Annotated in this window: 14 protein-coding genes and 1 riboswitch; of the genes, 2 read left to right on the top strand and 12 right to left on the bottom strand. The window is 41.7% G+C overall.

The window, feature by feature from the left end:
• Positions 1-162 precede the first annotated feature (162 nt).
• The 11 genes from NST15_RS02420 to NST15_RS02370 all read right to left on the bottom strand — a co-directional run bounded on the left by NST15_RS02420 (position 163) and on the right by NST15_RS02370 (position 16436).
• Entirely contained in the window at positions 163-1884 is a 1722-nt protein-coding gene (locus NST15_RS02420; RefSeq protein WP_342498818.1) for a pyruvate oxidase, read from the bottom strand.
• Positions 1885-1954: 70 nt separating this feature from the next.
• Entirely contained in the window at positions 1955-3781 is a 1827-nt protein-coding gene (locus NST15_RS02415) for an APC family permease (RefSeq protein ID WP_019743134.1), read from the bottom strand.
• A 113-nt stretch (positions 3782-3894) separates the two neighbouring features.
• Positions 3895-4042, bottom strand: a riboswitch (cyclic di-AMP (ydaO/yuaA leader).
• Between the two features lie 66 nt (positions 4043-4108).
• Positions 4109-6190, bottom strand: a complete 2082-nt coding sequence (locus NST15_RS02410) for a cellulose biosynthesis cyclic di-GMP-binding regulatory protein BcsB (protein ID WP_065459888.1) — start codon at positions 6188-6190, stop codon at positions 4109-4111.
• A gap of 4 nt (positions 6191-6194) precedes the next feature.
• Positions 6195-7463, bottom strand: coding sequence for a glycosyltransferase family 2 protein (locus NST15_RS02405; RefSeq protein ID WP_065459886.1), 1269 nt, complete (start codon positions 7461-7463; stop codon positions 6195-6197).
• Positions 7456-9171, bottom strand: coding sequence for a DUF2334 domain-containing protein (locus NST15_RS02400; RefSeq protein WP_342498817.1), 1716 nt, complete (start codon positions 9169-9171; stop codon positions 7456-7458). Before NST15_RS02400 ends, NST15_RS02405 begins: the two co-directional genes overlap by 8 nt.
• On the bottom strand, positions 9161-10012 hold the full coding sequence (locus NST15_RS02395; protein WP_046527399.1) for a GGDEF domain-containing protein: 852 nt from the start codon (positions 10010-10012) through the stop codon (positions 9161-9163). The genes NST15_RS02400 and NST15_RS02395 overlap by 11 nt, the downstream gene beginning before the upstream one ends.
• Positions 9993-11075: a glycosyl hydrolase family 8 gene (locus NST15_RS02390; protein WP_017366642.1), complete on the bottom strand. Its 1083-nt coding sequence runs from the start codon at positions 11073-11075 to the stop codon at positions 9993-9995. The genes NST15_RS02395 and NST15_RS02390 overlap by 20 nt, the downstream gene beginning before the upstream one ends.
• Positions 11076-11272: 197 nt before the next feature.
• Complete coding sequence (locus NST15_RS02385) at positions 11273-13459, bottom strand: DNA topoisomerase III (protein ID WP_017366641.1); 2187 nt, start codon at positions 13457-13459, stop codon at positions 11273-11275.
• A 72-nt stretch (positions 13460-13531) separates the two neighbouring features.
• On the bottom strand, positions 13532-14587 hold the full coding sequence (locus tag NST15_RS02380; RefSeq protein WP_342498816.1) for a tartrate dehydrogenase: 1056 nt from the start codon (positions 14585-14587) through the stop codon (positions 13532-13534).
• A gap of 98 nt (positions 14588-14685) precedes the next feature.
• The gene (locus NST15_RS02375) at positions 14686-15618 is read right to left on the bottom strand and encodes a DMT family transporter (protein WP_008347149.1); all 933 of its coding nucleotides are present in this window, start codon (positions 15616-15618) and stop codon (positions 14686-14688) included.
• Positions 15615-16436, bottom strand: coding sequence for an AraC family transcriptional regulator (locus tag NST15_RS02370; protein WP_046342692.1), 822 nt, complete (start codon positions 16434-16436; stop codon positions 15615-15617). The genes NST15_RS02375 and NST15_RS02370 overlap by 4 nt, the downstream gene beginning before the upstream one ends.
• Before the next feature lie 154 nt (positions 16437-16590).
• Here NST15_RS02370 and NST15_RS02365 point away from each other — a divergent pair, with 154 nt between their 5' ends.
• Positions 16591-17265, top strand: a complete 675-nt coding sequence (locus NST15_RS02365; protein ID WP_342498815.1) for a GntR family transcriptional regulator — start codon at positions 16591-16593, stop codon at positions 17263-17265.
• A gap of 132 nt (positions 17266-17397) precedes the next feature.
• Positions 17398-17694, top strand: a complete 297-nt coding sequence (locus tag NST15_RS02360) for a DUF3817 domain-containing protein (RefSeq protein WP_008347156.1) — start codon at positions 17398-17400, stop codon at positions 17692-17694.
• A gap of 74 nt (positions 17695-17768) precedes the next feature.
• On the opposite strand, the gene NST15_RS02355 is transcribed toward NST15_RS02360, so the two are convergent.
• Positions 17769-20018 (bottom strand): hypothetical protein, encoded by a 2250-nt coding sequence (locus NST15_RS02355; protein WP_342498814.1) that lies wholly within the window; start codon positions 20016-20018, stop codon positions 17769-17771.
• Positions 20019-20118 lie beyond the last annotated feature (100 nt).

Genomic DNA, 20118 nt, shown 5'->3' with positions numbered 1-20118 from the left:
AGTCTATTTTACCTTTCTCATCGAATTGGAAAAATAGGCTTTAAGTTACAAAAATCCAGTCTGGATATTTTTATACAAAAGAAAACAAGTGACAATTGAAATGTTTTTCCTTGTTCAACAAAAAAGTCAGTCCCCCTAATTGGAGGACCGACTACCTGCTGTTTAGAAAAAGCGTTTGAGGCTTTTCTTGAGTGGAGGGATATCCAGCTCACCTTTTTCAAAGAATTTTTTCAATAAATATTTACTAAAGCCTGCTGCTTGTGTGTATGTGATTTTCCCAGGTAACGGTGGTTCATCGGTCACCGCAACATCAATGATCACAGGTTTCTCAGCTTGAAGTGCTTGATCAAAGGCTGGTGCTAGTTCTTCATGTGATGACACCGAGATTCCTTTACCACCGCATGCTTCTGCAAATTTTGCAAAATCAATATCTTCCAGCTCTATACCATAGTTGATGTTGCCTTTTACCTGTTGTTCATATTCAATCATACCAAGGTTGTTGTTGTTTAAGATCACAACGACAATTGGCAGTTTATATTTTACCGCCGTCACAAAATCTTGCATCACCATTGTGAAGCCTCCGTCACCACAGACAGCAATGGCTTGGCGGTTTGGTTCGTTTAATTTAGCTGATATTGCGCCAGGTAAACCACAGCCCATTGTGGCAAGCCAGCTGGAAATAATGAAATCCTGCTGCTTCATTTGGAAATGACGTGCCATCCATACCGTCACATTACCGACATCAACTGAAAGAATGGCATCATCATCGACCGCTTCTTCTAATCTAGCGATGACTTGTTGCGGTTTAAGCGGTGATGTGGCAATAGATTTTTCCTTATCCATTTCTTCTCGCCACTTCATCATATGCTCTGTACAAGCTTCAAGGAAACCGCGCTGCTCTTTATATTCAATATAAGAGGTTAGTTCATGAAGACCATTTTTACTGTCACTTACAATCCCCACTTCTACTGGATATCTTTTACCGATCTGATCCGATTTGATATCCAATTGAATGGCAGGTGTGTCTTCCGGTAAGTAATCCCTATATGGGAAGGAGGTTCCAAGCATGATTAATAAATCGCACTCTTCCATCGCTTCATATGCAGGCTTCGTCCCGATCTGACCTAGGTTCCCTAAAAAGTATGGATGCCTGTCTGGAACAACACCTTTTGCAGGAAGTGTAATGACGATCGGTGCAGCTGCCTTTTCTGCAAACGAAAGAAGCTCTTCTTTTGCATTTCTTAATCCTTTTCCTGCTAAGATGACTGGCTTCTTCGCATTGTTAATGAGTTGAGCAGCCTTTAGCAGTTGATCTTTCTTGGGGCGCACGTCTCCCTCTACGTAAAGAGGAGATGTATAAACGGGACTCCGCTTAATTTTCTGAGAAAATAAATCATCTGAGACAGTGAGAACCGCCACCCCTTTATGGGTATAAGCAGCTTTGATGGCTTGATTCAATAAGTCAGGCAGAGCTTCTGCTGTTTGTACTTGCTGATTAAAGACAGCAACATCGTCAAACATCCGCTCTAATTTGATTTCTTGAAATGCATCTCTGCCTACTTCAGTTGAGGCAACCTGCCCTGCTATCGCTAATACAGGTGCACCATCCGCTTTTGCATCGTATAGTCCATTTAATAAGTGGACAGCACCTGGCCCAGCAATTGATAAACAAACACCAAGTTTGCCTGTTAGTTTCGCATCAGCTGCTGCTGAAAGTGCTGCCACTTCTTCATGTCTTGTTTGTATAAATTGAATTTTGCTTGATTCATGCCTTAGTTCTTCGATTAATTCGTTAATACTGTCGCCGGGCATTCCATAAATATGTTTCACGCCCCACTCTTCCAGTAGCGCTGTTACTTCTTTTCCTGCGGTTCTTTGCGGCATGTGAGAAAACTCCTTTTTTCTTACTCCATACCACCGCACCCTTTTGATCAAACGTTTCAACTTGCTCTTGCTACTTTTTAAAGTGATATGGAAGAGTGGCGACAATAATATCCCGTTTCCATAATAAACGGAATCTTAATAAGAAAGCAGATTGATTATGCAAAATGGTGTGCCATCTTTTTTTCGGAATAAATTGAGGGACGAGCACCATCACTCTATATTGATGTGCATTTGCTTTCGCTTCAATCGTTTCAAGAAATTTATCAAGCGGGTGAATGAGACTTCGATAAGACGAATGTAAAATCACAAGACGCACATCACTATTCAGCTTTTCCCAATCAGCTTCAATTTTCTTGTCTTTCTCTTTATCAAACGATACATGAACCGCTATGACCTGGTCTGATAAGGATTTTGCATATTGCACAGATTGTTCGACGACACGTGTGACACCTGCTATTGGGACGATGACCACATTTCCTTTGATTTCGACAGGCTCGGTTTCATTCAATAAACGTAATTGTTCTCCAACAGACAGATAATGTTTCTTAATAGAATGAAAAATAAATAGAACAATTGGCATGAAAACAAATACTGGCCATACAAGGTGAAACTTGGTCAAAATGAGAATCATGAAAACCGTAAATGAAATAAGTGCTCCCACGATATTGATAGGCATTTTCACTTTCCATCCCTGTGGTTTTTCACGAATCCACTTTACACACATACCTGTCTGAGACAAGGTAAATGGAATAAACACACCGACAGCATAAAGTGGAATGAGGTGTTCTGTTTTCCCATCAAATAGCCAAATGAGCAGCATAGAAGCTACACCTAAAAAGATAATGCCATTGGAATAACCGAGTCGATCTCCTCTCACTGTAAACATGCGCGGCATATATTTATCTTTTGCTAAGTTGACAGCCAATAATGGAAAAGCTGAAAAGCCTGTGTTTGCCGCTAATATTAAAATTAAAGCTGTGACAGCCTGAATGACATAGTAGAAAAATGTCCGTCCAAATGTGTCTGATGCAATTTGTGACACAACCGTTTCTTCTGGCTTTGGCGAGATGCCAAAACCAAACGCAAGCAATGTCACTCCTACAAATAGAACGGCCAGTAATCCCCCCATCATCAATAAAGTTCTCGCTGCATTTTGTGCAGCTGGTTTTTTAAAGGATGGAATTGTATTAGAAATCGCTTCAACACCAGTTAAAGCAGAACAGCCAGACGAAAATGCCTTTAATAAAAGAAATAACGTGATGCCTGATACATGTGTGCCAAATGCTGTATGTTCAGGTGCTGGCGGCACTTGCCCTGTTAATAGTTTAAACCCGCCCACTCCAATTAAAATGAGCAATGAAAAGACAAATAGGTACACAGGATAAGCCAAAATAGATGCCGACTCTGTCAGTCCACGAAGGTTTAACACCATAATCACTAGAACTAATACGATTGAGATCATGACATGATATGGATATAGAGCTGGAAAAGCCGATGTGATCGCATCGGTCCCAGCAGAAATGCTCACTGCTACGGTTAAAATGTAATCGACGAGTAATGATCCACCAGCAACCAGCCCTGGTTTTTCACCTAAGTTTCTGCTGGAGACGACATACGCCCCGCCGCCTTCTGGATAAGCATAAATAATCTGGCGGTAAGATAGAATTAACGCCATTAAAAGGATTAATACACAACCTGCAATCGGGAGTGAGTACCAAAACGCTGCCGCACTGACAACTGATAGAACAATCAAGATTTGTTCTGTACCGTATGCGACTGACGACAATGCGTCTGATGACAATAATGCCAAAGCTTTGATTTTTGATAGTTTTTGTTCTCCTGCTGCCTGTGATTTTAATGGTTTACCAATTAAAATACGCTTCATCAAACTGTACATGTGTTGCCCGCTCCTTTAGTGTCAAACGATTTGAGTTACAAAATTTTGGATCGCCAAAAAGACACAGAGGCAATAGAATGCCCCTGTGCCTATTGTTTAGATCACAGGTTGGTCTTTGCTCTCTTTAACGCTTACGAGGTTAGCTGACGGATTCGGGCGCATGAGATTTTGCCCTACCTTAAAAGGATTCACCCCACGTGGTGTTTTATACCACCACAATTGGTTCCCCCGCTCATCGAAATGATTCAGCGATTGGTCTTTTATAAAAGAGATCATACTCCCGTTTGACACCAAAGTAAAGAGATTTTTTCAAGGTCTTTTGATCGTTTAGAACTCAGTCTTTTTACGGTTTTTTCGTACGAAATAGACAATCATCACAAGCACAAAAAGGATGAGTGCAGCGATACACGCAAAGTAAATCCAAGCCTCGCTGCTGCTTTGTTTTTCACTTGTTTTCAGACTGTTCGATGTGCTGCTGACGGATTGATGATTAGAAAACACACCTTTGTTTTTACTCTCTATTGCAACTGTTGCTTTTTCTGTATTTGTTTGAAGAAATTGCATTACTTCATTTGACACGTTAGCTTCAGCTGCAGTCATTCCTGAGAAGACTGTCATTGTCTGTTCTTTATTCCAAACAGATGGCTGCGTCCATACAATTCGAGCCGTTGTTTCGTTGATCATGCCGAAAGAAGATACATCATACTGATCCTTTTTCACCGGAACAACGAGATCGGCTGCGTTTTCTTTCAGAAGAGAGAATGTTTGAATGCCTCCGATGAAAATGAGAGGGTGATTTTTCAATTGTTCATTTGTGACTTGAGAAGCTTTCATTAAATGATATTGAGCTACTTCTGGCTGACTAAAAGATTCCGTCAACATGGTCATTTGATTGATTGTTTCACGTTTGATTTGATCTGGTATGATGATCAATGTATTTTTCGAAGTGAACGGGAGCGGCCATGCGGCTAAATCTGGCTTTTCACTCATTGTTCCTTCTGGTATTTGAAGAGAGCTATTTTTGTCAATGAATATCCAGCCTTCTTCATCCGTATGTCTGCAGGATTCCATGTTTTTAAAACCACTTGTGACAAATTGCAAATCAATATATTCATTTTTTTGAAGTATCTTTGCATCTACTGGAATCGAGACATGATAGAATCCATTCGCATCTTTGTTGCCTAGTTTTGTTAATGGTACGTCGTGCGGTTCGTCATTGATCATAACAGTTAACCGTTCTGTTTTGCTTGCTGCTGTATCAGATTTTTTGAATGAAAGATTGAGCTTTGCACCTGATTTTTGGTTAGCTAGTAGCGCTTTCGGATAATAGTAGTGGTCGGATGCCGTCTTGTTGGTCCCAACCGTGACATCATCTCCGCCAAAATCTTCCAAACGAATCTTGTGAGATGGTTTAGACGTTTGAGCTGCAGTCTTTTGAATCAGTAAGTCCGTTCCAGTCAGTTGACCCGTTAATTCTGACTGAGTCAGAACGTTGATTTTTTCAGCAATTGTCACAGGTTTTTCCGCTGTCACAAATAAAATGGGCTGTTCTGTTTTCTTTGCTGTCAAAGTTCTCATCGCTAACGTAAGATGACTGCTTTTCGTTTTAATTCCTGCAGCTTGTTCAATCGTTTTCATCCGTCCATCCCAGCTTCCTTTAGCTCCCACAGCAATCGTTGGGTGCGTCACTTGCTTGATGTCCTTTTCTTGGATAAGTTTGATCTCTTTTTGGCGATCTTTGTTTTTCAACGTACGGTATACTTTGATGGCTGCTTCTAATTCAGCTCCATCCGGTGAATTAGGAATGACAATGTCTGTCTGTTCTTTCTGATCACCCGTTTGAATAAAAGGTGATGGAAAGTTGTCTAATGCGAGGTCTTTCTTTTGAATTCCTTTGAATACAAGTTCACTTTCAGGATACACTTTTAGCCAATTAGCAGGTGTCTCTTGGTTGATACACACGCCTTCTTTTAAGACACCATAAAATGTGACCTGAATGCGGTGAGTACCTTTTTTCAATTGTGCTTTGTTCAACTTGATTTGAATCGACTTCTTCTGGTTTTTCCCTGATACAGGGATGGTCTTTTCGATCTCTCCATCAATCATAACAGTGAATGAAGAAGGTGAAATCAATAATGGTGAAGCCTCTATATTTAACGTCAATGTGCTTGACTCTGTTTTTTCCTGATCCACTTGATAGGTAAATTCAGTGCGGTCTTCTTGTCCATATAAGGTCACTACGTCTTCTGATAGATGCTGCGTTTTTGTTTTGCTTTCTTTTGAAGAATGAACCCAATCATCTTTGACTTGAACTCGGTTGGATTGCGCCATTGCTTGACCTGCCATGAAAAAAGGCTGGATCGCTAAGGATAATCCTAATATATAAATCAACCATTTTAACGATTTCAATATGTCACCCGCTTTTCTTTTGTTGTTGATTGTAACGCTCGGTTTTGTACCATTTCACTTCTTGTTTCAATAATCGGCTTTTCGCCTCTACACATAAGGAGTACACAACAAGCGCAATCCATACTTGGGAATAGGTAAAGTACATGAGAATCACAATGAGAATGTTTTGTTTGGTCAGCTCTGTTTTCTCTATGCTTAACGTAATCATCACTTCTGTTAAAAAGAGGAAGAAGGCTAACCCCCATAGGATGAGTGCCACAGCTCCCACAGATAAGTGAAGATCAACGAATAAGTTTACGATAAAAATGCCGTTGGAGAGCAGTACACCAAAGAAAAATAAGAAATACGTAAAGAAAAAATAAAATAAATCGAAAATCATTCGTTTTCGTTTTAATTTCATAAACTGTCTTAAAAATTTGAGCACAACATATTGGTTGCCTCTAGCCCAGCGTGTTCGTTGCCGCCACCAGACTTTCCATGTTTCAGGCTCTTGTTCCCATGTAATCGCAGCAGGAAAGAACCGAATCACATAGCCCAGGTTATACACACGAATCGTTAATTCAGTGTCTTCAGCTAGTGCATGGACATCCCAGCCGCCAAGCTCTTCTAAAATGTGCCGACGGATCGCAAAGTTGGTGCCTGGTATTGTCGCAATGCCAAACCATTTCCATCTCCCGCCTTGCGCCATCCACTGGAAGCAGATCGTTTCTATGTTAATGAATTTTGTCAGGAGATTTTTGGCTGCATTGATGACCCTGAATTTCCCGACAACAGCACCTGCTTTAGGATCATTCAATAATCCAAGAACCAAATGGTAGACGGCTTTCTTTTCAGGCATATTATCTGCATCGTATACACAAATAACGTCTCCTGTCGAAGCCTTCAAGCCTTCATTCAGTGCAGTAGATTTCCCCTTCCCTGCAAATGGCGGCTTTGTTTCAATCAGATGGACATGATCGTATTGCTCACTAAATGATTGCACAATCTCCCCTGTACAATCAGAGGAATTGTCATTAATCACAATGATTTCAAGAAGGTGTTTGGGATAGGATAACTGGACCATGGCTTTTAGCGTCTGCCGAATGACCACTTCTTCATTATGTGCTGGAATGAGAATGCTGACGGTCGGCAGATCTTTCCCTTGTTTCGTCCATTTAGGCAGCACTTTTTCGTAAGTTAAATAGTGCTGAAAGCCTCCCTGCATCAGAAACATATGATATAGGAGCATGATCCAAATCAGTATTAATGATAGGTAAAATAAGATATCAGCCACCTGATTTTCTCTCCTTAAAGATCCGTTTTTTCATCGTCAGCCTTAAATACAATGTGTAAAAAGCAAATGCCACAATAAAGAGCAGCACCACCATTGTGAGCATTCGAAGCATATTTTCCATCCCGCTTCGTTTGTTTGTTTTTGGTTCAGCTATATTGGATTGCTCTATTTGAATATGTCCATTTCCTGTTGTTTTGATCTGGACATGCGGGGTTTCAACAGTCTGTTTTGTTTTCTTTAAATCTAGCCATTCACTAGAAGGGATCGCATCCATTTGTGTAATTAACTCTTGCAGCCCATCTATCCCCGCTTCCACATCATAGGACAGCCCAATGGCGGCGGATTGGATATGCTGCATGGATTGAATTGTCTGCTCAGCCAGTATGTTTGCACCTTCTTGGTCAGACGCTGTATCTATAGACTGTTCAGGATATAAAGTCATGCCATGAAGCATGGCGGGTGTCGACAAAAACGGTGATGCACTTTTTGTTTTCCATGTACGGTCTGAGAGCTGCACCTGTCCAAATAGACTGGACACATGGCGGGAAATCACTTCATAGCCTTGCAGGGATATGGCGTCATTCGGCACTTCAAATGCAAGTGGATATAACCCCTGCTGCGTGAGCAGTTCAATGCCTTTTGTCAGCTTTTCTTCTGTATAGATGGCTTCTTGATGTTGATTGGATGTGATATACGCATTAAAATCTTTTTCATTCGGAAAAAAGCTTTTGTTCAGCTGCTGATCAGCTTTCTCTGGTTCATTTGACGTAACGGGCTGATCGTACTTTACATCCCAAAATTCAAAGCCTTTACCCGACTCCTCCGTTCGATACGTACGGCTAAACCCATGAAGAACGACACTAGCTCCATTGCTTTGCAATTGTTTTAACACGTGGACAAGTTTAGGTCGGTCACTCAGCGTCACTTCATCCCCTGTTGCTGGATCAATCCATATAGGGGTCACCGCCAGCAGAAAAGGGATATGGCGAGCTGTTACGTATCGCCCAAGTTCAAGTAACTTCTTCTCATCCGTGACGGGGTTAATCTTCCCAAGCTGTAAGTACTTTGTCTTCGTCTGACTAGAAGCCGGCAGGAGACTTTCAAGCACCTCTGCAAGTAGCTTGTCGTGCTGAAACATATTTAGCATTCCGACATATGCCGCACCTTCTTTTGTTTGAATCACAAATGGCTGTTCAGCTTGATTTTTCTTCAATAAGAATGTACGTTGCAGATCTGTCCCTTGAACCGTCTGAGCTGTGATTCCTCTCTCTAGCTGACGGTATTCTTGATCATCAGTATCTTTGATTTGACTGATGTGATCTTGTTTGTGAAAAGTAAGCTTGGAGAATGGGCGAAGCTGTTCCGCATTGTGTCCTATTGCAATTAAGCGTTTTGATTCGTTTATGAGACGTACGGTTTGTGCTTTCAACGTTTTCTTTTCTTCACCTATATAGATAACTTGCTGAAAGTTATTGAGGTTCTTTTCAGTGATTTGTTCATCAGATAAAATGGTTGTTCGTGTGGAAAAATGCCCCACAAGTACATCAAGCATATGAACAGTTGGCGTTGCCTCACCCGATTGTGTGGAATAGACGATGAGGGTCCTGGACTCTTTCTCAAGTGCACCGGCTGATGAATTGTCTTTGATCGAAAGCATAGAGAAAAGAACGATTAACAAACAACATTTCGTCAAAACATTAAAGTTCATTCATCATCATCTCGTTTTCTAGTTCTTCTAAAAATTGCTCTGGTGTCCGATAGTCCGAGCTGCTTGTTAAATGACAGACATGAAAGGTTAAGGTCACTTCACGACCATTTAGCAGGACATGCGTTTGCAGTTTATCCTTTAGCTTTTCAAGAACGATCGAGACGTTTTCTGCAGGTGTGTGAGTGAGCAGCAGCCCGATTCGTTCTTCGGATAATCGAAATTTCTTATCCGTTTCTCTCACACTTTCGCGTATCTTCATACTGAGTTGCTGGAAAAGATGCTGCATTTCTTTTTCTCCATATAATGTTTTGAATTCAGCTGAGTAGTGCATATGAAGAAGGATAAAGACGAATGGCTGTTTGTATCGTTCTGCTCGTTTCATTTCCTCAGACAACTCGAGTCTCATCCGCTCTGCATTGTCAAATCCTGTGGTTGAGTCAATCGCTACAAATTGTTTGATGGCCCTCTTTTGTTGGTCAATGGTGTGACGCATCGTTTTTATTCGCTCATGTACGTTTCCAGCAGAAATAGCAAAAAAGAGAAGCGCCACGCCCCATATCACGACATCTTGCAAGGTTTGATGAGAAAAGAGGGAATTTGTGTGACCAAGCTCTGTAAAGAACATCCCGCTTCCTATAAAGAACAAAATCAACAAAGTAAAAACCAATGCTGGCAAAATACCAAATAAAATGCCGCATCCTATCACGACAAATGTGAGTGTGATGATCATGACACTCTCCGCATCACGTCCATTCAAGTAGCCCATAAATAAAATGAGTCCCGCAAACGTGAGGAGCAGCGTATAATACGTGCGATAGGTGTTACTGAATAACCTTTTCATTTAGAAGCTCCCTTTCTGCAATTAGAGGCAATAAATTATCAAATGAGTGTGTATCTTTTTCGTTCATATAGCCTCCGTAATAAGGCTTGAGAGGATCTTGGATTTGCAGCTCTTTCATTCGGTGATAGACGTCTTTTGCAAAATCATCTTCTCCTTGTTTGAGTGCATATAAGATCACCAGTGCATAGACTGAAGGCGATTCATACGTCACTGCTGGCTGCAATGTGCTCAGCTTATATCGTCCGTACAGTTTTCCTTCCTTTTGGAAGTTGGTTTTCAGCCATTTCATGATGACTGATGTATCAACCTGTGCACGTTCAGCATAAAGAGCCGTATAAAGCTGGTCGATCAAGTTGATTTCCTGATCAAATGAGTAGACTTTCTTCGCTATGTCATAGGATTTTGGAAAAAACCCTTTTTGTCTCGGTGCATTTTTTAGAATGGCCAATTGGTTGTTCATCATTTGTTCTGTGAATAGGTGGAGGGATACTAGTTCTTTGATTGCTTTTGGGTCAAGATATGAAAGTGTGATTGTATGTGAAGTTTGCTTTGTCGATGCATCATAATAGTCGGTCAACATACCCTTGAACATGTTTTTGTCTTTTAACGCTTTTGCGATTTTTTTGGCTGTGGTTTGATACACTGACTTCTGCCACAATTGATCTGCTTTTTGAAGCGCTGTTACTACACGTAAGTCATCAACTAAAGCATTGACTTTGCTTTTTTGATGAGATTCGATTTGCCAGCTAAGAAGATCATGTTCCAGTAAGAATTGAGTGCGCAGGACGTCTACCTGTTGATCAAAAGATGTTTGATCTTTTTTTCTAACAAGATAATCCATCCAAAGTCCGAGCGATTCTGATAAGTAAATAGGCTGTTCCGCAAGCGAGGTCTGAATCATGCCTTGGTTTGTCATTAAGTGGTGAGTCATAAAGTACTCTCCTGACAATACTGGCTTTGCAGGTTCTGGTTGAGCTGAATGTTGCTGCTGTTTCCAGGTACATCCGCCTAGTAGAATGACAATGAGTATAGCGATAGCTGTACGATGTATGGGTTTATCCATTCGTGTCCCCTTTCAATCCCTGTTCTCTCTAAGCATCTAACGATTTATTATAGAGCGTTTCTGTTTAAATGAAAATAAATATTTTATACCAAATTACGAGTCTTTTCGCTTACATATTCCCATTTACAGAAAAACAACATGTCAAAATACTCGAACAAACAAAAAACCCATGCGAATTTACATGGGTTTTTACACAACTATTGATCTAATTTTAGTTTCTTCAATTGTTCTGCAAGTGCGTTATTGATTGGTTCTTCCACTTTCTTTTGTTTCTTCATATATTTAGACACATCGTGCTTACTGGCTCGTTTTTGATTGGATTGTGATTTACGTTTTTCGAAGACAGACAGTTTCTCTCTATGACCACAAACACAGGCAAATATTTTGCCATCGCCTTCCCCGCGCAGCTCAAGCTTTTTATGACAGTTCGGGCAGCGTGCATTTGTTTTCTTTGCCACATTTTTTCGATGTCCGCATTCTCTATCCTGACAAACAAGCATGGTGCCGTTTTTCCCGTTCACTTTTAACATGAGTTTTCCGCAGTCAGGACAATGTGTGCCTGTCATGTTGTCATGCTTAAAGGTTTGGTTCGTTTGTTTGATTTCAGATACGGCTTGTTTTGCATATGACTTCATTTCACTCATGAATTGAGAAGCTTTCAATTGGCCTTTCGCAATTTTAGAAAGCTTTTGTTCCCATTCCGCTGTTAACGCAGGTGACTTTAAATCTTCAGGTACTAAAGAAAGCAGCTGCTTCCCTTTCGATGTGATGAAGATGTCTTTGCCTTTTTTCTCAATTAAGAAGCTGTTAAACAGTTTCTCAATGATATCAGCTCGAGTTGCCACTGTCCCCAATCCACCCGTTTCGCCAAGGGTTTTCACTAAGTCCTTTTCCTTGTTCTGCATAAATGCAGACGGGTTCTCCATGGCAGATAAAAGGGTCGCTTCGTTAAAACGAGCAGGAGGTTTCGTTTCGCCTTTTGTCTCTTTTAATTGGCGTACGTCAAGTGACTGCCCCTCTGTTAATGCCGGCAAGTGCTGATCTGCTTCGGCTGATTCCTCGTCTTCATAGGAATCATCGTACACGGTTTTCCAACCGGCTGATTGCACAATTTTTCCTTTCGCTGTGAATGTCTCACTGCCGATCTTGGCGATCACTGTTGTTTCCTCATATTCAAAAGGGGTCATCAGTACAGCGAGGAATCGTTTGGCAATGAGGTCATATAATTTACGCTCTTTATCACTTAATGCACCCGGATACAGCTCTTCCTCGGTTGGAATGATCGCATGGTGATCTGACACTTTGGCATCGTTGACGAAGCCTTTATGTGCTTTAATGCCTGATTGTAGAATGCGATTCACATGCTGCGCGTAAGGTCTAACGTTCATTCCTTTGAGTCGATCTTTTAATGTGGGAACGATATCTGCCGAAATAAAACGTGAATCTGTACGCGGGTACGTCACAAGCTTATGCTGTTCATACAGACGCTGAAGTGTAGACAGTGTTTCTTTTGCTGAAAAACCGTAGCGTTTATGGGCATCACGCTGCAATTCTGTCAGGTCATATAATCCTGGAGCAAAGGATTTTTTCGCTGTTTTTTTCAGTGCATCAATCACTGCAGGTTTTCCTTTACAGGCTGCCAAGCGCTCCTTCACTACATCCTCTTGGAATGTACGGTTTTGTTTTGTCTTTGCATCCTGCCAAGTCAGCGTCAGTCCGTCTACTTGTGCAGTCAGCCCAAAGAACGGCTTCGGCTGGAATTGCTGAATGTCTTCCTCTCGCTTGGCGATCATAGCAATCGTTGGCGTTTGCACACGTCCACAGGATAACTGCGCATTGAACTTCGTTGTCAGCGCTCTTGTTGCGTTGATCCCTACAATCCAGTCGGCCTCTGCACGCGCAACCGCCGAGCGATACAGGTTATCATACTCTCTGCCGTCTTTTAATCGTTTGAACCCTTCTTGAATGGCTTTGTCTGTAACAGACGAAATCCATAGACGTTTTAGAGGCTTTTTCACATGGGCTTTTTCAAGAATCCACCTTGCCACAAGCTCCCCTTCGCGTCCTGCATCTGTTGCGATGACAATGTCTTTTACATCTTTTCTCGCAAGCTGCGCTTTAACCGCTTGAAACTGTTTCCCTGTCTTTTTCATCACGACAAGCTTGAGTGGTTCTGGAATAATTGGTAAATCCTCTAGACGCCATGATTGAAATTCTTTCCCGTAGCCTTCTGGATCAGCCAGTGTCACCAAGTGGCCAAGCGCCCACGTGACGATGTATTGATCTCCTTCTAAGAAACCATTTCCTTTTTTATGACACTTCAGCACACGTGCAAGGTCACGTCCTACCGAAGGTTTCTCTGCTAATACAACTGTTTTTGACACTAGATTTCACATCTCTTTCTTCTATCCATCCTTTTATTATAGCAGACGTGGAGATGCGGTTCTAATGACGGATTATTTCTTCAATCGTTTAATGATTTCGTTTGTGACCTCTTGTGTTTGATAAGCTCCGCCGATATCTGCCGTTAAAAAGCCGTCTGCTGTGACAGATTCAATCGTATCGAGAAGGTGTGTGCCTAATTCTTCCTCTCCGAAATGATCAAGCATGAGTTTAGCGGTCCAGATTTGTCCGATAGGGTTTGCGATCCCTTTTCCAGCGATATCTGGTGCTGATCCATGTACTGGCTCAAACATGGATGGATATTTACCATTTACATTGATATTGGCTGCTGGTGCGACGCCAATACTACCCATTATGGCGGCACCAAGATCCGTCAAAATGTCACCAAATAAATTGCTGGCTACGATGACATCGAATTTCTCTGGTCTTGTGACAAAGAAGGCTGAGAGCGCATCAATGTGCTGAGAATCTGCCGCCACCTTAGGGTAGTCCTTTTTGACGTCTTGAAACACTTCATCCCAAAATGGCATGGTATGCACGATGCCGTTTGACTTTGTTGCACTTGTTACATGCTTTCGTCTCTTTTCTGCTAATTGAAAAGCAAAACGCATCGCACGTTCTGTCCCTTTTCTAGAGAAGACGGCATTTTGAATCGCAAGCTGATCCTCCCCTTGATAAATCCGGCCCCCAATTTCACTATATTCGCCTTCTCCATTTTCTCTTACAACTAGAAGATCGAAATCTTTTGGCTGAGCAAGCGGAGAACGGATGCCCTTTAGCTGTTTTGCCGGTCTTACGTTAATCACCTGTTCAAATTCCCGTCTAATTTTAATGAGCAGTCCCCAAAGCGAGATATGATCAGGCACTAAGTTGGCATCACCGACAGCCCCTAAGAAAATACTGTCAAAGGCTTTCAGTTGTTCCAATCCATCCTTTGGCATCATCTCGCCATGCTCTAAATAGTATTCGCAGCTCCACGGGAAATCCTGAAAAGAAAAAGTCAGACCGCCATGCACCTCTGATACCGCTTTCAAAACACGTACTGCTTCTGGTACAACTTCTTTTCCTACCCCATCACCAGGTATCGTCGCAATCGAAAAGTGTTTCATTTGTATTCTCCCCCTTATGAATGGTCGACCGTCGACCGATTAAGTTGAGTTTACTAAAGAGTTCATGTTCTTTCAATAAACAAAAAGACGCTTTTTGATCAAAGCGCCTTTTTGTTCTGCAACTGTAATGGGACTGACTGTTTTTTTCTACCTGCTCCTTTTTTATCTGAAAGAAGCAATCCTCCCAAAGTCAGAGCTGTTCCGAGCAGTGACATGAAGGTCAATCTCTCATGGAGAACGATCATTGAAATGACCATCGTGATGATTGGAACGCCATAAATGTAGATACTCGATTTCACCACACCGATCGTCTTCACGGAAAAGCTCCATGTCAGAAAACAAATAGCAGATGCAAAGACGCCTAAAAACAGCAAGTGGAAGGCAAACGATGGATTCGTCAACCGCTCCCAGTCTAAACGAATCTTAAAATGCCAGATCAGTGGAATCATCCATAACAGCCCGTAAAAGAAGACACGTCTTGTCACCTGAATAATATGGTAGCCATATTGATTGATCATTTTCGATAAAATGGAATAAAATGCCCAGACAATGGTAGCCATAAATGCTAAAGCATCGCCGAGTGGATTCAATTGGAATGTCGTCATCCCGTTCAAGCTAATCAGCACAATTCCCGTCATCGCAATGAAAAAGCCGATAAAAAACCGGCTATGTAGCGGCTCATCTTTTAATAAAAAATAAGACAATAGAAAAGAGAAAAATGGGACAACGGAGCTGATAACACCTGCATTCGAAGCGAACGTATAGGTAAGTGCAACATTTTCTAAAAAATAGTATAAGACCACACCGCATAACCCTGCGAGCGCAAACATCCCTTCATGCTTTCTATGCTGCACCTTCATGGTGACTGGATAAATGATCATCAGGGCAAGGTACCCAAGGAAAAAACGAAAAAATAAAATCTCTGTTGGAGAAAAAGCCGTTAATAATATTTTGGTTGATATAAAGGTAGATCCCCATAAAAAAATGGTGAGCATGGCTGCTAGATGACCAAGAAGCTGTTTATTTTTCATTTTGCTGTTACCTGCTTTGCAAAAATTTGCTGATACTGCCCTGGCGTAAGCCCAATAAATTCCGAAAAGAAATGAGTCAAATGACTTTGATCAGAAAATCCAGCGGCAGCAGCTACATCTATTGGCTTCATTCCTTGGGCGAGAAGTTCCTTCGCATAGTTCACCCTGATTGTCTGTAAATAACGATACGGCGTAATTCCTCTGAACTTTGTAAAAGCACGCAGCAATGAATATTTGTTCATGGACACAAGCTCACCTAAGTCATCTAACGATATATTTTCCGTGAGATGTGTTTCAATATATTGCTGTACGTCTTGGACTTTTTGTTCATTGGCATTGGCTGCTGATGCTTTTTCCTCTGGTGTATCAGAATAGGTTTCGATCAACTGCTTCATCAAAAAGTAAAAGGCTTCCTGTTTATTCAAAGCAGGAGCTTCTTCTGTGATCATTTGATGAAGATCATATAATTGCTTTGCTAGTTCACTTTGTGAAACCACAGGGGCTTTAAAATGCGGCTTGTGCTGAAAGACCTTCTCCAGCACCTCTGGTTCAATATTTAAGCTGCGATAATCTAGCGGCATGTGATCAAATTGTTCACATGCGTGGTTATCGTACGGATTGAAAAGAAGGATATCTCCTTTTTCAATGATGTATTCTTGATTTTGGCAGAACATACGTCTTTGACCGCCTTCAATAAATCCAATCACATAGTATGGATGAAAATGTTTTGGGAACTTTTTGATGATGGCATGAAAGCGATACGCCTCTATTTGCAAGTCCTGGTCAAAATGGACTGTTCGTTCCTCTAGTATTCTCATGTCGATCCCCTCTTTTCACTGAGCTGATCATTAGTGTAGCACACCCTTTTTCTCTTGGATTGTACGATATTGACTTTTCGATGCAGGCTTGCCTAGAGGGAAGAACTTGGATAACATGAGACAAAAGATGATGTACAAAAGAGGGAATGATGGGATGAATTCATTCGAGATGGAAAGACCAGCACCGTATCACATGCAATTTTATGAACAGCTGAAGCAAATGATTTTTGATGGCCAGTTTCAGCCAGGAGAGCGCATCAATGAAACACAGCTTGCCAAACAATTTGGGGTAAGCCGTTCACCAGTGAGAGAAGCCATGCGGCTTTTAGAAAAGGACGAACTTTTAATCGCTGATCCTAAATCAGGCTATTCCGTCTATACGTTAACAGAGCGGGATGTCGAGGAACTCTATCAAGTTCGAATGGCTTTAGAAACGCTTGCCGTTAAGCTTGCCTGCAAAGAAGCCACAGATAGAGAGATAGATGACATTGAACAGGTGCTCACGAAGGCAGACGAAGCAATCAAACAGCAGCTGCCATCTCAGGATATCGTTCAGTTACACGAAGCGTTTCATCAAACAATCATACAAGCCAGTCACAATCACCGTTTATCTAAACAATTAAATCACGTGAATGCGCTCATTCATTATTGCCGCATCTTTCATTTTAGCGGCGGGCCTCGGGCCGAGACGATTCAAAAAGAGCATACGGCCATTTTCACTCAAATAAAAGAACGCCGGGCTGCAGCAGCCGTTCAGGCGATGACAGACCACCTCATACATGATGTGGCGCATTTAAAGCAAGTACTCTCTGAAACAACCGAAAAGTAACGCGTGTCATTTCCCATTTTTTAAGCATTCGATGAACATATTTTGAATTTTTCGTAGATTATCGCATGTTCAGGCGATCTTTCGTTTATATTAGAAGATGAGAAACTAGCTTTTATACAGGAGGATTTGTATATGCATACAAGTATCAGCCGTCTGAGACAGGCGGGTTTTATTGAGGGTATGTCTCTTTTAACCCTTCTTTTAATTGCCATGCCTCTAAAATATTTTGCGGATATTCCGATGGCGGTCACCATTGTGGGCTCTCTTCATGGCGCATTGTTTGTGATCTATATGCTCATTTTGGCATATGTGACCTTTAAAGTTCGCTGGCATTTGAAATGGTCCATCGCCGGATTCTTTGCGGCATTCATTCCTTTCGGCAACTTCGCCTATGACAAGGTGCTTCGCCAGTATGATACAAAAGCTTAATCAAAAGGGCTAAAACGAATGTCGTTTTAGCCCTTTGTCTTTACGTTGAAGCGTTCTGATAATGGAACGCTTTTTTATATCGATGCATATTTCACAATGGCTGCTTGACGTGTCATGTCGTTAAACGCTATCCATAATTCATCATCAGGCAATACGCTAGTAATTGGATCGATTGGCTGCTTGATCTCATACTGCACACCATTTCTTTCGACTTGAATGATCGCTAACGGAAGATTGCCGATGACCCCGACAAACGACACTTCGGTCACTTTTGCACTTCCTTGTTTCTCTTGCATGAGTCCCATTTCTCTATTCAACTCTTCTTTTTTTGTCTGCATCGTGATTTGTGTCCCTGGCGCAACCTGCATATGATCAGGGATGAATTGGCTGACCGTTTTTGTGATGGATTGATCTCCGCTAGAAACCGTCACATCCAGCATAATAGGCTTCTGATCATGAATTGTGACTGGATATTGCTTCACCCGTTGGATCGTTCCTGTCAATGTCACGTCTTTCCCCGAACGATTCCGCACTTCATGCCCATAGGCTGCCATTTTCAGCTGACCACTGATGTCGACGAGATCGGCTTTTTCTCCTGTTCTAAATTCAAAACCAGCGGCTTGAATCATCGGAATGGTATACCTTTTCTGATCTGCTTCAAATGTAAGTGATAAGACGGTGCCTCGTCCTACGGTTCCATATGATTCTATGTTTCTTAAAATAGCGCCTTTGATGAACTTTGGCTCGCTTGGCTGCGAGAAGTCACCCTCTTTTAAGAGCATCGCCTTTTTCTTTTTCGGATTGTAAAGAATAGCGATACGCTGACCCGGCTGCGGTATCTGAGTATAGGATACAACCGTTTTAACCGCCTTTTCGATATTTTTCCCATCATATTGAAATTGAAGTTGCATGTTGACCAGCGGCTGTTCGTTGATGTAGGTACCCGTTTCTTTGACTGATACAATATTGGCTTCTAATGTGACACTGTCTTTTATCTTGTTCTTTCTCACAAGCCTCAAAATCGGTGGCAGGAAGATCGCTAGCACAAATAACAACAGTGGGATAAAGAGCCATATCGCCCAGTTGAGAATAAGTGGTCCGCCCTTCATGACATATTGCATAAAGGTGTCAACAGACGTTTGGTGGGCTGGACTGGCATTTTCGATTGAGATAACCTTTTGCAAAGGAAATTCCTTTAGCTGTTTGCTTTTCGCCTCAAATGCCCCCGTTAATTGGTTGCCAAGTGAATAATAGAGCCAATCGCTCTTCACATTTTTATGAAAAGAGAGATCTTCTTTTTGTAAAGATTCATATGACAACGACTGAGACAGCTTGCTGGCAGACGTCGCCTTATTCGTGCGATGATTATAAATATAACCAGTTAGCTTGCCTTGTGCTTCGTCCTTTGCTGTAGAGCCTAAAAGAAGAACTTCTTCTTCATTCAGCTGGTAGATAAAGGTTTGGTACATCGGTTTTGGTGTTGGGACGACTTCCCCAAGCCTTCCCTCTGCATCCACTTTCCTTGGTCTTTTTGGATAGTTGGATTCGACAGCGACAGCAACGTTTTGTGATGATCCGATCGTTTTTTTCAGTTGCTGCACGACTTTATCTTCAATGAGGCTAAACGGTTCTGCACTTTTGGAGACATAGACCCCAAGCTGATGCTTCTCGTTTGAGATTCCGCTGACATACGCCTTCTGGTCATTTTTCAAAGTCAATTCAAACATAGGGAATGGGGTCTGCCCTCTAAAAGAATTCATGACGACATCGATGGAAACAGGTCTTGCTGGCAGCTTCAGCTCGCTGAGATTGTGGACATGAAACTGACCATTCTTTAGCTCACCGAGGACCGCAGCAGCGCCTTCCATTTCTCCTGTAAACACGAGACGTCCATTCCATTGATATGTATTCGTTTTTAAAAATGAGGGAATCTGTAAGTTTTGCTTGACGAGTTCTTTCTTTGCTCCGCTTGGAGACAGTTTTTCGATCAACAGCTGATCGTCTTTATTTTTTAAAGCAAGTAAGAGATGGTTCCCTTGAATAGATGGCAGCATTTCATTAAACGTATCGCTTTCCGTTATCCATTCACTGATTCTTTTTCCTGATTGAGGATCATACATTGCAAAATGGAGCTGCTGGTTTTTTGATACAGCACTCACCACTCGTTTCCCTTCATCGAATGTAAATATTTGTTTGACGTCATATTGCGTCGCTTTCCCTGCGGATAAATCATCTTGGTAATGGTTCCACACCAAAATACTAAGAATGATTGCTGGAATAAAGAAGACAATATACCTGAGGAAAATCACTGGTATTCTTTTCACTTGATCGCTTCCTTTCATGGAGTTCCTTTTTCTTATACGTCAGTGCAGCGAGAATGTTTCATGCTAGAAGAATACCATTCCAACTTTCTAAATCCATATT

It is taken from the genome of Bacillus sp. FSL R5-0820, from assembly GCF_038593385.1.
GTDB classification, from domain to species: Bacteria; Bacillota; Bacilli; order Bacillales; family Bacillaceae; genus Bacillus; species Bacillus altitudinis.
The sequence above is the reverse complement of the archived record's forward strand: the minus strand, read 5'-3'. Positions and strand labels throughout refer to the sequence as shown.